The organism is Bacillus sp. LNXM65 (assembly GCF_002998575.1).
GTDB lineage: Bacteria > Bacillota > Bacilli > Bacillales > Bacillaceae > Bacillus.
This window is the reverse complement of sequence record NZ_PVRB01000006.1, coordinates 157,958-171,401: the sequence shown is the minus strand read 5'-3', so window position 1 is coordinate 171,401 and position 13,444 is coordinate 157,958. Positions and strand designations below refer to the sequence as shown.

Sequence of the window (13,444 nt, the reverse complement as noted above, 5' to 3'; positions counted from 1 at the left end):
AAAGGAGCTGGATATCATGAAAAAAACATTTAATATTACCATTGCTGGAGGCGGAAGTACATTTACACCAGGGATCATTTTGATGCTGTTAGACTATCTAGAGGAGTTCCCAATTCATACAATTAAACTCTATGATAATGATGAAGCTAGACAAAAAACGATTGCAGATGCATGTGAGATTATGTTAAAAGAACGAGCGCCAGAAGTGCGGTTACTGGCAAGCACGGACCCAGAAGAAGCGTTTACTCAAGTCGATTTTGTGATGGCGCATATCCGTGTCGGCAAATATGCAATGCGTGAATTAGATGAGAAAATTCCATTGAAGCATGGAGTCGTCGGACAGGAAACATGCGGTCCAGGCGGAATAGCTTATGGAATGCGGTCCATTCCAGGTGTATTAGAACTTGTCGATTATATGGAAAAATACTCACCTGAAGCTTGGATGTTAAACTATTCTAACCCTGCAGCGATAGTAGCAGAGGCAACACGTAAGCTAAGACCTAATGCCAAAATTTTAAACATATGCGATATGCCAATTGGAATCGAAGAATTGATTGCAAAGAATTTAGGCTTAACTTCACGTAAAGAACTAGAAGTAGATTACTATGGTTTGAATCATTTTGGCTGGTGGACAGATATTAGAGATAAAGCAGGAAATAGCTTAATGCCTGAGGTGATTAAGCATGTAAGCCAGCATGGTTATGCAACAGATGGAACATCTGAACTAGAACAGCAGAAGAGCTGGAACAGCACATTAAAAAAGGCTAAAGATATTCAAGCACTTGATCCAAAAACGGTACCGAATACGTATTTGAAATACTATCTATTTCCAGATGAAGAAGTGGCACATTCAAATATAGAATTCACGCGTGCCAATGAAGTGATGGAGGGGCGAGAAGCTTTTGTTTTTAGTGAATGTCAGGCCATCATTGATAAAGGGAGTGCGAAGGAAACAAAGCTAACCATCGATGAACACGCTTCCTATATCGTTGATTTAGCAAGAGCCATTGCTTTTAATAAAAAAGAACGGATGCTGATGATTGTAGAGAACAATGGCGCCATCATGAACTTTGACCCAACAGCCATGGTCGAAATTCCTTGTATCGTTGGCAGCAGCGGTCCAGAAAAATTAGTGGTTGGAGAAATTCCTAGATTTCAAAAAAGTCTCATGGAGCAGCAAGTTGGCGTAGAAAAATTAGTAGTAGAAGCATTTGAAGAAGGTTCCTATCAAAAACTATGGCAGGCCATCACATTATCGAAAACGGTGCCGAGTGCTAAAGTAGCAAAAGATATATTAGACGACTTAATTTTGGCAAATAAAGCATTTTGGCCAGAGTTAACATAACATGAGAATAAGCAATATGGGCGTTACATCGCTCATATGCTTATTTGTTTTTTCAACCGATGTATTCCGCTTTTTTTGTGATGGCGACAAAGCGGTTTTCACTTGGTACTAAAAGACCCCCTCACCAAAAAGGGGGTCCCCAATTCCTTACTCTGCACTCTCCTCAACCTCACGGCTATCTTCTGTTTCACCAATATAAATAGGGCCGTTTGCGTGGTCGAGTCGGATTGGCCATTCGTATGGAATTTGAAGTCGTTTAGCAATACCTCTCCAGAATTTTGTAGAATCATATTCGAATTCTTGGAAGTCTTTTAATAAGTCTTTGTAAGACGAGCCATCAAATTGAATGAACATATCTTGAAGGCGCATGAACGCGACATGTCTCACTTCTAATGCTGCCGCAGCTTCCATTTCTTCTTCTGTTGCTTCACCAATGATTGTTCCTGCGGGCGGAAGCATGTCGTATACATTGAATTCCTCTTCTTCTTCTTCGTGTGCTGCATTGTGCTGTTGATCTGACATTTTCTTCACTCCTTCTAGTTTTCATCAAAATTTTATTCGTGCTTACCTTTATTATCGGAAGAAAATGCGAAATGTGGAATGAAAAAAGAAGCAGATCCACAACACTTGCTTTTTCTTCTTGAATCTTTTATGATCAATTACAGATATAAAAGGTCTATAATAGATAGAAAGGAATGTTCCTATGAAATATTCTAAAGCGACCAACTATGCACTTCATACGATGGTGTTTTTAACTCTTGCGCCGAAGGGGAAAGCAATTGGCGTTGAGCCTCTTGCTAAAATGCAAGAACTTTCACCCACCTATTTATCTAAAATTTTAACAAAGCTTGTAAAGGCAGGATTGATTGAATCAACACCTGGTGCAAAAGGTGGTTACGCCATTATGAAACAGAAGGAAGACATTTCGTTTTTAGACGTCATTCAGGCTGTAGAAGGGCAAACGAATTTGTTTCGCTGTTCTTTAGAGCATGATTCTTTCATGCCTCATGATGACTGTTTGATTGAACAGGTCATGCAGGATGTTGAAACAAAAATGCAGGAGACGTTAAGTCAAAAGCGGTTAGTTGATATTGCAAGCCAAATTGAGCAGACAGAAAAGAATCCATTTTTCAACATGTGATTTTTTTGAACTAATTATAGATATTAAGAGTCTTTAAAATCTTTGATAAAAAGGAGAGATTTACATGTTATTAGATTGTGCCATTATCGGAGGCGGGCCAGCCGGATTAAGTGCAGCACTTGTTGTGGGGCGGGGCAGAAAACAGGTCATTGTATTCGATGACGAGATGCCAAGAAATCGAGTGACACAGAAATCACATGGATTTATTACAAACGATGGAATGACACCGTTTGAGATCAGACAAGCGGGAGAGGCAGATATTCAAAACTACCCTCATATCCAAATAAAGCGAAGCAGAATTGTTGAGATACAAAACAATGAGGACAACTTTACGTTACTGACACAAGAGGGAGAAAGATTCGAAGCGAAGAAAATCATATTGGCAACAGGACTTCAGGATATACTGCCAGAGATTAAGGGAATTCATGACGTGTATGGAAAGACGTTGTTTAGCTGTCCTTTCTGCGATGGCTGGGAGCTAAAGGACAAGCCGCTTGCCCTAATTGCTGAGAATCCACGCGCCTTGCATATGGCTAAACTTCTTTCCAATTGGACAAAGGATTTGATCGTGTTTACGAATGGGCAGCAAGTGTTTGCTGAAGAGGATAAGGCACTGCTATCAGCACATTCTATTCAAGTCACTGATGTACCGATTATGTCAATTCATCATGAGAATGGACAAATGCTCTCTCTACACCTTACGAATGGAGAAACGGTGAAAAGAGAAGGGGGTTTTGTCGCAAGTGATTTCAAGCAGTCAGCTCCATTTGCTGAAAAACTTGGCTGCCAAATGACGAAAAATGCGGGTATTGAAACAGATATTCTTGGACGTACAACCGTCAGCGGTGTCTTTGCATGCGGTGACAATTTAGGCGGCCCTGCTCAGCTTGTACTTGCAGCAGCTGCTGGAAGCCAGGCAGGAATGGGCGTCATCCATGAACTTGTGCAAGAGGAATTTCAACAAAAAACATCTCTATGAAAAGAGATGTTCAGCGATGAGCGGTTTTCCGTTTTGCTAAGACGTGAGCTGCCCATTCAAAAAGTGCGTAGATGACAAAGAAGATAAGGATCCAGCTGCTGGCATCGACCCATACATTGGTGATATGAATGATGTTCGCCTGATCAAGTCCAGTCTGTACCCACATAGTGATCAGTGCTGTAAGGAACACTTGTAAAAACCTTGTTGATGTTTTTTTCAATTGGTCACACCTCCATCTCTTTCCATCATATAAAAAATGACAGTTTATTTCCAATTGTTTTCCCATAAGTTTCAACGGTAAAATAAGAAATAAAGCCAATGAAAGGAAAGCAAATGAGCCATAAAACCAATAGCTTTTTAAAAAGTCATTTTCCTGATCTTGTCCTCATACCGTCCCTTTTTTATCAATGGCCTTTTGGGCTTCGCTTTGAAGTGGCAGATTGGTCATTAGGAGAAGAATCAGTTGTATTAGAAAAAGCAGGGGATCGTGCTTTGAAAATTGTCAGATATGCTTTTGATCCAGAAGACGATATTCTGTTTGTCACGGATGTCTATACGCAGCATGAACATGAATTAACGAAGCAAAAGCTCCTAGTTTATCAGAAATATGTCCGCCAGCAAGTACGCAATCGATTGCGTCACGAGCTTTTGACCTATGTTAGACCAGAACTAGATGAGCCACTGACATTGGAGAGATTTACCTTAACTTGTCAGCTGCAAGATATCCGATTACGCCCACTTCTACAAGCCATATGCCAAGAGGATTTCTATGCACCGAATCAAATTATGAACGGGAAGCTTGGTTATGAAATTTATCTCATCAATCTCACAAAACAGATGATTTTCCACTTATATGATGATCGAGGCTGTGATCTTATTGCGGCAGATGCTGAGCGTCTTCGGCCAGTCTATGAGGGCTTACAGCACTGGCTATTAGACTATGATCGTGCTCAGATGGACAGGCTTTTTGCAGTGAAATAAGAAAACCGCACTTTTGACAAGTGCGGTTCTGTTTTATGCTTCTACTTTATTGAAGAATTGTGGTAAATATTCTTTGTGTGCTTCTAGCATCTCATCTAGGATGCTTTTTGCAATCGCATCAGATGGGACTAGCGGGTTGATCGTCATTGCGACAAGTGCTGTGTTGTAATCGCCTGTCACGGCTGCTTCAGCGGCAACACGTTCAAAAGATTTAATTTGAGAAATAAGTCCTTTGACTGCGACAGGCATCTCGCCAACAGCGATTGGTTTAGGACCGTCTTTTGTGATGACACAGTTCAGTTCAACGGCAGAATCATTTGGAATGTCACTGATGGCACCATTGTTGATGGTGTTCACCGGCTGAATGTCGTGCTTGTCGTTATAAATGGATGCAATCAAGTTACAAGCCGCATCACTGTAGTAAGCACCGCCTCGTTTTTCAAGCTGTGGCGGTTTGATATCAAGATCAGGATCTTTGTAAAGCTCGAACAGGTCATTTTCTAGTGCACGAACGACTTCTGCACGAGTTCCTTCATTCTCTGCTGCTTTCTTTTCTTCAGCCAGCATATCACTTGTTTTGTAGTAGTAGCGGTGATATGGACATGGAATGACGCCAAGCCCTTTTAAGAAATCTGCATTCCACGGAATGGCTTGAATGTTGTTCATCGACATGCTGGAGTTTGGATCTGCCATGTCTTCGATGACTTGATCCATGATGCTTTTGCCATCTAAGAATACATTGAGTCCAAAGACCATATGGTTTAATCCAGCAAAGCTGACTTCGACTCTGCTTGCGTCTACATCAAGTCCTTTGGCGATTCCCATGCGAATACCGATTGGCACGTTGCATAAGCCAACGACTTTGCGATGGTTTGAATAGCGAAGAACGGCTTCTGTGACCATACCAGCTGGGTTGGTGAAATTCACAAGCCATGCGTCTGGGCACAGTTCTTCAATATCTTTGACAATATCAAGAATGACTGGAATGGTGCGAAGTCCTTTGAATAGACCTCCTGGACCATTCGTTTCTTGACCAATGACATCATATTTTAAAGGAATGCGTTCATCCTTCATACGTGCTTCAAGAAGTCCGACACGGAATTGTGTTGTAACGAAATCAGCGCCCGCAAGCGCTTTCCGGCGATCTAATGTTAAATGAACCTCGATTGGAAGTCCTGCTTTTTTCACCATTCGTTTTGCAAGATTTCCGACGATTTCAAGCTTTTCTTTTCCTGCTTCAATATCGACAAGCCAAAGCTCGCTAATCGGAAATTCATCGTATCGTTTAATAAATCCTTCTACAAGCTCTGGTGTATAGCTTGATCCTCCGCCAATTGTGACAACCTTTAATCCTTTTGCCATGTGCTGCACCTCCGAATAATGTAACGCGCAATGTTATAATAGAGAAAAGCCAATTCTTTTGTCTGTACATCTATAGCTTATCGTGAGAGCATCTAGTGCGTAAATGACTTCAGCGTCTTTAGGCAAGGGTGCCCTATTTAGAGATTTGTTACATAAAAGAAACACATTGTGACATGCTGTTGGAGAAAGGGGAAGTCAGATGTTTTCAAGTGAGGTCATTTCCAGCTTTAATGAACTAGAAAGCGCTTTATACCGATACATCATGGAAAACAGTGAAAAGGTCGTGTATATGAGAATTCGGGATTTAGCAGATGCTGCCCATATTTCCACCTCGTCTGTCCTTCGCTTTTGCCGAAAAGTGAATTGTGAAGGCTTTTCAGAGTTTAAAGTGAAACTCAAAATGTATTTAGAATCAGAGCAAACTCCTACTTTAAAAAGCACACAGCACTTTCTATATGAATTTATTGAACGCACACTGAAAGGGGACTTTGAAGGGAAAATTAAGGAGGCAGCAAGGCTCATTGCCGATGCAAAAAATGTGCTGTTTATCGGAACTGGCAGCTCTGGTATTTTGGCACAGTATGGGGCGAGGTATTTTTCGAGTCTTGAGAAATTTTCATTTTACATCAATGATCCGTTTTTCCCGATGAATATGCAGTATTTAGACAATAGTGTCACCATTGTGCTGTCTGTATCAGGGGAGAACCGTATTACGATTGATCATATTTCGAAGTTAAAAAGAGAAGGAAGCAAAATCATTAGTATTACAAACAATCAGCACTGTACGATTTCGCGCATTTCCGATTTAAATATTGCTTATTACGTGACAGACGAACGGGTTCACAGAGCCAATATTACGACACAGACGCCAGTTGTGTATATTTTAGAAGCGATGGCTCGTGACATGTTCGCGATGTTAAAGAAAAAGTAAAAGAGCCGCTGCATGAATCAGCCGCTCTTTTTTTTCTGTCTCATAAAAGCGAGGATGGCAATCCCCGAACAGATGAGCACAAACAAACCGCCTAGCAAATACACAGTCCTCGCTCCGAATGCATCTGCAATCAATCCAACAAAGAAAATAGATAAACCGACAGATACAGAAGAAAGGACGTAATGAGCCGAGTACACCTTTGATAAATCTCGGACGGGCGTTTCCGTTTGAAGAATGGTTTGCTGCGAAACATCTCGAATTTGATAAGCAGGCCCCATCAAAATGCAAAGCAGCAAAGCAAGCCACGGCAGGCTATTCAGTGAAAAGACAATAGTCAGCACTGCATAAATGAATGAACCAGCTGCCATAAAGAGAAGAAGCTGCTTTTGAATCAACCGGCTTATCCACGCAGCCAAGAGCCCGCCTAGAATGGCGCCTGTATAATAAGCGGCGTTGATAAAACCCCACCATTCCTCACTTTCGTTTAAATCATGGGTGACAAAGGCAAGGGTAATCGCCCCGATCCACACAGCGCCCGCCATATTTTCACAAACATCCATAAAGGTCAGAGTGCGAATCGTTTTATTTGTCCAAATAATCGCCCAGCCATCCTTGAAACTGTTCATCTTATTTGCTTTTCGAACCGTGTCTTCTTGCTTGAGAAGAGGAAAAACAGGGATGAAAAACAAATAAGACAACACAATCATGAAACAAGTAATCCACATTAAATAAAAAGGACCAATCAACAGGACGAGCATTCCAGTAAACGAATAACCGGCGATTTGCACCGTTTGATGAAAAATGGAGGCTGTACTGTTCGCTTTCACAAGCTGATTTGCTGGCACAAGCATCGGCATGATGGCCTGTAATAAAGGACTAATGACTCCACCTGTGATGGAAATGAGAATAAGCGCACCAAACAGCCAGACCATATGCTGCTGAAAGAAATGAAATTGGGATGTAAACACGATGAGCATCACAAGACGTAAAAGCGGGACCCATTTCAACAGCCGGCCCGCTTGAAAGTGATCTGCCAAAACAGGAGAGATGAGCCCAGCTAATAGCTGGCATAATGTTCTTATTAGCGGAAATAAAGCCGCATACGCAACAGATTGTGTATCTTGATAGATCACAAACGTGATCGTCATCACAAATAGAATATCACTTAGCATGAGAAGGCTTTTACTGCCTGTATAATACCAAAACTTGTTTCCCATATCCAACCGGCTCCTTTTCAAAAACAAGTTCAGTATAGCATGGTGATGAAGGACCTAGAGGCTTTTCATTGAAAAATACATCTTAAGGATGAGAGGATTGTGATAAGCTAAATGAAAGACATCGCAAGGAAAGGGGTTCAAATCAATGAAAGTACTACCGGCACATGAATTCTTGAATCAGCACAGCATCCCATATGAGATCAAAGCATTTTCTTCCGAAACAGAGAAGGGAGCAGCAAATGTAGCAGCAGCCCTTGGTTTTCGTGAAAGACAAATGATCAAAACATTGATTTTTGAAACAGGGGAAGGGGAGCAGCTGCTTGTAATGGTTGGCGCAGACCAGCATATTAAGTCAGGGAAACTAAAGAAAGCGGCCGGCTCTCGTAATATTAAAATGGCATCACCAGAGAAGGTTCTGGAAGTGACGGGCTACCGAATTGGCTCGATACCGCCATTTTGCTGGCAGCCAGAAGGCTTCCGCACCATCATCGAAGCTTCGTTATTAGAGGAAGAGGTATTAGGCGTTGGAGCAGGCGAATGGGGAAATGAAATCCTCATCACACCAGAACAATTAGTGAAAGCCTCAAAGGCTGTACCGTATGACATTGTTCAACCAGCCGAATAGAAAAAAAGTGCCTGTTTCTTATGCAGGCACTTTTTTAATTTGCAGCAGGCGCCTTAAATGGACCGATATCTTTCATTTGCAGAAAGGCATCCACTGTTCTATTTTCTTCAAGATCATTCGCCCGTTTGCAGATAACAACGGGTCTGACGATTTCTATGCCTTCGATATATACGCGCCCAATCTCTTTCCGCTTGAGACTGCCTTGAACCGCATCACGGGGAACAAGTGTGATCCCATAGCCAGCTTTGATCATTTGAATCGCTTCATGAACACCGCTGAATTGTAAATCAACAGTCGGTTTTTTAATTCCTTTCGAGGTGAAAAGGGAAAAGAGCTTATCTCTTGTGGAGCTGCCTTCTTCACGCATTAAAAAAGGCTCCAGGCTCAGGCGCTCTAGCGGGACGGTTTTTCCGTTTAACGAATGGTCTGCTGGCACAATAAAATCATAGCTTAAATTCGTCAAATGGGAGGTAACGATCTCCTCATGATCCAAATCTTCAATTACAGCGATGGCCACATCTGATTCATATTGAAGCAGGCTGTCTATCACTTGAGCGGAGTTTCCGCTTTTTAATTCAATTTCTGTCTGTGGTGAAGACGATTTAAAAGCAGCGAGCCAATCAGGCAGTAAAAAGTTGAGTGGTACGTAGGTAGAAGCGATGCGGAGGCGTCCCTTTTTCCCGTTTTGTAATAGTGTGATCTGATATTCTACTTCCTTTTCAGCCTCGAACACTTGCCGGGCATAAGGATACAGCATCTTTCCCATTTCTGTGAGCGCAATTCCTCGGCCGTTTCGTTTAAAAAGGCGAAAACCGATCTCTCGTTCAATGCTTCTAAGCTGAGCCGTCACAGCTGGCTGTGTCAAAGATAGTGCGTCTGCTGTTTGTGTGACGCTTTTAGTCTCTGCGACCTTTGCAAAAATCCGAAGGGCATGTAAATTCAACTTTGCACCACCTATCAATTATTTTAATGGTTTAATCAAAAACATTCATTAGATTTATTATAAAGCATCCCTTATCGTAAAGATAGCGAAGGGGGAAGGGAAAATGGATCATCGTCAAAAGCAAGTTGTGTCAATATCGCTCATCACAGCATTTGCACTTATTGGGGATTCAATGCTCTATATTGTTCTTCCAGTCTATTGGAAAGAGATTGGTTTATCATCTATTTGGGAGGTCGGGTTACTGCTGTCCATCAACCGATTCATTCGCATTCCGCTAGCGCCTGTCGTTTGGTGGCTCTATCGCTATATCCCAATGAAGACCGGTGTATTAATGGCGATTTTGATCGCGTCAGTGACCACGGCATTATATGGGATGAGTGGTTTTTGGCTGCTGCTGATCTGCCGCTGCGCATGGGGGCTTGCTTGGACGTTACTCCGTATGAGCGGGATGAGGGTTTTGGCTGAAATGGACGAAGGCTCACAAGGACATTTGACGGGTCTTTATAATGGGCTTTACCGGCTTGGCAGTTTATTTGGTATGTTATTTGGCGGGATTTTCGCCAGCTTGTTCGGCTTCCAGTCCATGACGCTTGTCTTTGGTTTACTCACATTGATAGGGTGCGTTTTTTATGTATCTTTGGATGAAATTGAAAAGAGAGAAGGCACGCAGATGTATCATGGCATCAAACAGAAGTGGTTTGCACGAGATGTTGTAAAAGTACTGATAACAGGCATGCTGGTCGCACTTATTATACAAGGTTTATTCGCATCCACGCTGAGTCATGTCATTGAAGCAAAGATCGATCAGGATGAATTTGCTCTATTTGGCTTTGTCATCGGAGCTTCGGCTTTAAGCGGTGTCATTCAAGCAATCAGGTGGGGGTGGGAACCATTTGTCGCACCGAGAACAGGCAAATGGTTTGATCGGCTTGTGATGAAGGAACGAATGCTAAGCTGGATGTTTCTTTCATTTGGAGGGCTCAGTTTTCTTGGGGTCATGCTGAAGGTAAGCGGCTGGTTCCTATTGATGCTGCTTTTGATTCAGCTGCTGGCAACGATTGTAACAACGTTCACCGATACACTTGCCTTTCAAAAAGCCTCTGCTCAAACAGATAAGAACCGCTTTCTCGCAAGCTATTCTTTTGTTCAAGATATGGGTGCTGCTTTAGGGCCTTTGTGCGGATATACGTTGATTCAGTTTTTCGGAACAAACAGTGTCTTTTGGCTGATGCTCATCATAAGCTTAATGCTTGTCAGCATGTGGGCAAGAGGCGGGCAGCTGCATGTTTCTTCTCGTGCAGTGTAAAAAATGAAGCGTTATATAAAAAAACTGCCTCATGCAGCTGATCGCAGAGGCAGTCATATTCTCTTATTCTATGTCTGAATCGTAGGCTTTTTGCGTCAGGTGGCTGACAACCTCTTTTAATCCATTTGGTTTATGGAATTCAACAGGTGTGCTTCCTTTTTCGAAGACGATTTGGTCTGCTTCAACGAGCACGACATATCGATTGTTGACCTTCGCAATATGGATCGAGTGGCCAAAGTCCGCGAGAAGTCCTTTGATTTCTGTTTCACCTAGACGCATTTTCATTGTGATATCAGGGGTTTGTTCCACAATGTGAGAAGCTGCTAGTGTGACCTGTTCTGTATCGAGTGTTTCTCTAATTTCTCGTTTTTCACTCGCTTCCCATATTTCAAGATCCTCTTCGAACTGCTTTAATTCTTCACTTTCATCCTGTAATGTTTCAAATACTTGTTCCTGCACCATATTCATGACCTGTGATTTCATGATTTCGGGCATAGATTCCCCGTATTCGACGAATTTCAGAAAGTCCTCAAAATAACGCGCATGTGAGGATTGGTGAATTTTCACTTCAGCTTCCTCTGTCATGCCCTCTTCTGGCATAAACGGATATTGAATCGATTTCATATTTTTTGTTGTAATGGCCATTTCGACTTTTTTGATCAAGGTAGATGTATCAGCGATAGAAGCCACTTTCTGTTCAAAATCGCATTTCATAATAAAGACAAAGGAGTCATCGAAGTACTTTTTAGGAACGGCAGACGCAACTAAAAAAACGCCGCCTCTGACAGCACTTGTATCTAAATACGTGCGAACAAACTGTTCGCTGCATTCATTAAATACTTCTTTTGTATCGGCAAATCTCGTCTGATGAAATAAATTGTAGTTTGGATTTGAATCGAGTTCATGACCGGGTTCGACAATGAATCGGCCAATTTTGGTCGGTACTTGTTCTGATTTAGGGTGTCTGTCCACTTTTCGTTTGACGATTTTTTTTAGCTCACCATCTAAAAAGTCCTTCAGCTCACTTTGTTCAAATTCCTCTTGATCTAATGTTTGATAATGCTTGAACCGTTTATTTGCTTGTTCATCTTTGCCTTCGATTTCTACGACAAAGAATGATAGAAAACGTATCGTAAAATCCATTGATTGGTCACCACTTTTTCTTCTTCGGATATGTTGAGTATAGAAAAAGGAGTGAAAATCGTCAACGAATGGAGAAATATCGTGTCATTATTTCCCGAGAAATGTTTAGTGGAAAACACTTGATAATAATTATCATTCTTGATAGAATGATAAAAGAAAAGAAGGAACCTGCCAGTTCCTTCATCTCAGAAAAACAACTTATTTTGTTTCAAATGTTTCGCAATCAGTTTCAGCATTGCGAGTCACATCAGTCATTGTGTTTTTACCAATTTTAATGGTAGAAGCTGTACAGCTGTTATCAGCCCAAAAACGGCAAGAGTTCACTTCACAAAGTACGTTTTGTGCCATGGGAATTCACCTCCGTGATTCATATTGAGAATGAAGCAAGCTGCCACTTGAATTCATTCCATCTAGTAGTCTCTTTATAAAAAGAGGCTGTTTGTGCTGATGATGCACATGTTTATCATACCATCTACCCTGATAATATACAATTTAAACTTTGAAAGAGCGAGAATACAAATCTCGCTCTTTTTTTATTTGTAAAAATAGTTAAATGCTAGGTGGCACCATCTCTCATTTCGACATATGAATAGAGTAGATTCAAAACCTGATGTCGGACAAAGTCTGAGGGTACATGTACTGATTTTCCGCATAAAGATAAGGTTTTCAATCAAAAATTTTCATAGAGAGATGAGGGGAGAAGATGAAAGCAGTCATTCTCTGCGGAGGAAAGGGAACGAGAATGAGTGAGGTCACACAAGCGCTTCCTAAACCACTTGCTATGATCGGAGATCGGCCTATTCTATGGCATATTATGAAAATCTATCAGTATTACGGAGTAGATGAGTTTATCTTATTGCTTGGATATAAAGGAGAGAAGATCAAAGAATATTTTCTGAACTACGACTGGCGGCATCACAGCATGCAGCTGGATATGGCAACAGGAGAAATGAAGCTTTTAGGAAAGTCAGAGAACTGGAAAATCACCTTTTTAGATACGGGTGAGGAGACGATGACAGGCGGACGGTTAAAGCAGGCGCAGGACTACATTGGGGATGAGACATTCATGATGACGTATGGTGATGGACTTGCCAATATCAATATGTTTCATCTGCTGAAGCGTCATCAGGATCTTGGGGCAGCTGCGACTGTCACAGGAATTGAAAAGAAGTCACAGTACGGGACGTTGAAGGTATATAACGGGATGGCACAATCCTTCTCTGAGAAGACAGACAGTATCGGGATGATCAATGGAGGATTTTTTGTGTTGTCTCCAAAGGTATTTGACTATTTGACAGACGATGATCAATGCGTGTTTGAAGCGGAGCCTCTGCAAAATCTGGCGAATGATGGAGAGCTTGCGGTTTATGAGCACCACGGATTTTGGACAGCGATCGATACGTATAAGAACCTGAAGGAAATCAATGGCATGTGGACAAATGGAAAACAACCATGGAAGGTTTGGTGACGG

15 protein-coding genes are annotated in these 13,444 nt (G+C 41.8%); 8 read left to right on the top strand and 7 right to left on the bottom strand.

Annotated features, from left to right (window positions below):
• The first annotated feature begins 16 nt into the window (after positions 1 to 16).
• Positions 17 to 1,345 carry a 6-phospho-alpha-glucosidase gene (locus C6Y03_RS13420; protein WP_106039468.1) on the top strand — a complete coding sequence of 443 codons (1,329 nt, stop codon included), beginning with the start codon at positions 17 to 19 and terminating at the stop codon, positions 1,343 to 1,345.
• A gap of 147 nt (positions 1,346 to 1,492) precedes the next feature.
• Here the strand turns inward: C6Y03_RS13420 and C6Y03_RS13415 are convergent, their stop codons facing one another.
• On the bottom strand, positions 1,493 to 1,867 hold the full coding sequence (locus C6Y03_RS13415; RefSeq protein ID WP_106039467.1) for a hypothetical protein: 375 nt from the start codon (positions 1,865 to 1,867) through the stop codon (positions 1,493 to 1,495).
• Positions 1,868 to 2,048: 181 nt separating this feature from the next.
• Between C6Y03_RS13415 and C6Y03_RS13410 the strand changes: the two genes are divergently transcribed.
• Both C6Y03_RS13410 and C6Y03_RS13405 read left to right on the top strand, forming a co-directional pair.
• Positions 2,049 to 2,486 (top strand): Rrf2 family transcriptional regulator, encoded by a 438-nt coding sequence (locus C6Y03_RS13410; RefSeq protein ID WP_106039466.1) that lies wholly within the window; start codon positions 2,049 to 2,051, stop codon positions 2,484 to 2,486.
• Between the two features lie 64 nt (positions 2,487 to 2,550).
• Positions 2,551 to 3,465, top strand: a complete 915-nt coding sequence (locus C6Y03_RS13405; protein ID WP_106039465.1) for an NAD(P)/FAD-dependent oxidoreductase — start codon at positions 2,551 to 2,553, stop codon at positions 3,463 to 3,465.
• A gap of 10 nt (positions 3,466 to 3,475) precedes the next feature.
• On the opposite strand, the gene C6Y03_RS13400 is transcribed toward C6Y03_RS13405, so the two are convergent.
• Positions 3,476 to 3,685, bottom strand: a complete 210-nt coding sequence (locus tag C6Y03_RS13400) for a hypothetical protein (protein WP_106039464.1) — start codon at positions 3,683 to 3,685, stop codon at positions 3,476 to 3,478.
• Between the two features lie 98 nt (positions 3,686 to 3,783).
• Here C6Y03_RS13400 and C6Y03_RS13395 point away from each other — a divergent pair, with 98 nt between their 5' ends.
• A complete protein-coding gene (locus C6Y03_RS13395) occupies positions 3,784 to 4,446 on the top strand; it encodes a DUF3885 domain-containing protein (protein ID WP_189318327.1) in 663 nt (220 codons plus the stop codon).
• A gap of 33 nt (positions 4,447 to 4,479) precedes the next feature.
• Here the strand turns inward: C6Y03_RS13395 and C6Y03_RS13390 are convergent, their stop codons facing one another.
• Entirely contained in the window at positions 4,480 to 5,808 is a 1,329-nt protein-coding gene (locus C6Y03_RS13390; protein ID WP_034664592.1) for a 6-phospho-beta-glucosidase, read from the bottom strand.
• Positions 5,809 to 6,007: 199 nt separating this feature from the next.
• Here C6Y03_RS13390 and C6Y03_RS13385 point away from each other — a divergent pair, with 199 nt between their 5' ends.
• On the top strand, positions 6,008 to 6,739 hold the full coding sequence (locus C6Y03_RS13385; protein ID WP_060595724.1) for a MurR/RpiR family transcriptional regulator: 732 nt from the start codon (positions 6,008 to 6,010) through the stop codon (positions 6,737 to 6,739).
• Between the two features lie 17 nt (positions 6,740 to 6,756).
• On the opposite strand, the gene C6Y03_RS13380 is transcribed toward C6Y03_RS13385, so the two are convergent.
• A complete protein-coding gene (locus tag C6Y03_RS13380; protein WP_106037196.1) occupies positions 6,757 to 7,956 on the bottom strand; it encodes an MFS transporter in 1,200 nt (399 codons plus the stop codon).
• A gap of 145 nt (positions 7,957 to 8,101) precedes the next feature.
• On the opposite strand from C6Y03_RS13380, the gene C6Y03_RS13375 reads away from it, so the two are divergent.
• Positions 8,102 to 8,581 (top strand): aminoacyl-tRNA deacylase, encoded by a 480-nt coding sequence (locus tag C6Y03_RS13375; protein ID WP_060595726.1) that lies wholly within the window; start codon positions 8,102 to 8,104, stop codon positions 8,579 to 8,581.
• Between the two features lie 34 nt (positions 8,582 to 8,615).
• Here the strand turns inward: C6Y03_RS13375 and C6Y03_RS13370 are convergent, their stop codons facing one another.
• Entirely contained in the window at positions 8,616 to 9,524 is a 909-nt protein-coding gene (locus C6Y03_RS13370) for a LysR family transcriptional regulator (protein ID WP_106039463.1), read from the bottom strand.
• Between the two features lie 103 nt (positions 9,525 to 9,627).
• Between C6Y03_RS13370 and C6Y03_RS13365 the strand changes: the two genes are divergently transcribed.
• Positions 9,628 to 10,830, top strand: coding sequence for an MFS transporter (locus tag C6Y03_RS13365; protein ID WP_106037195.1), 1,203 nt, complete (start codon positions 9,628 to 9,630; stop codon positions 10,828 to 10,830).
• A 63-nt stretch (positions 10,831 to 10,893) separates the two neighbouring features.
• Here the strand turns inward: C6Y03_RS13365 and C6Y03_RS13360 are convergent, their stop codons facing one another.
• The gene (locus C6Y03_RS13360) at positions 10,894 to 11,973 is read right to left on the bottom strand and encodes a DUF3900 domain-containing protein (protein WP_060595729.1); all 1,080 of its coding nucleotides are present in this window, start codon (positions 11,971 to 11,973) and stop codon (positions 10,894 to 10,896) included.
• Positions 11,974 to 12,171: 198 nt separating this feature from the next.
• Positions 12,172 to 12,321, bottom strand: coding sequence for a DUF1540 domain-containing protein (locus C6Y03_RS13355; RefSeq protein ID WP_003213883.1), 150 nt, complete (start codon positions 12,319 to 12,321; stop codon positions 12,172 to 12,174).
• Positions 12,322 to 12,676: 355 nt separating this feature from the next.
• On the opposite strand from C6Y03_RS13355, the gene rfbF reads away from it, so the two are divergent.
• Entirely contained in the window at positions 12,677 to 13,441 is a 765-nt protein-coding gene (gene rfbF, locus C6Y03_RS13350) for a glucose-1-phosphate cytidylyltransferase (RefSeq protein ID WP_095285997.1), read from the top strand.
• The last annotated feature ends 3 nt before the right edge of the window (positions 13,442 to 13,444 follow it).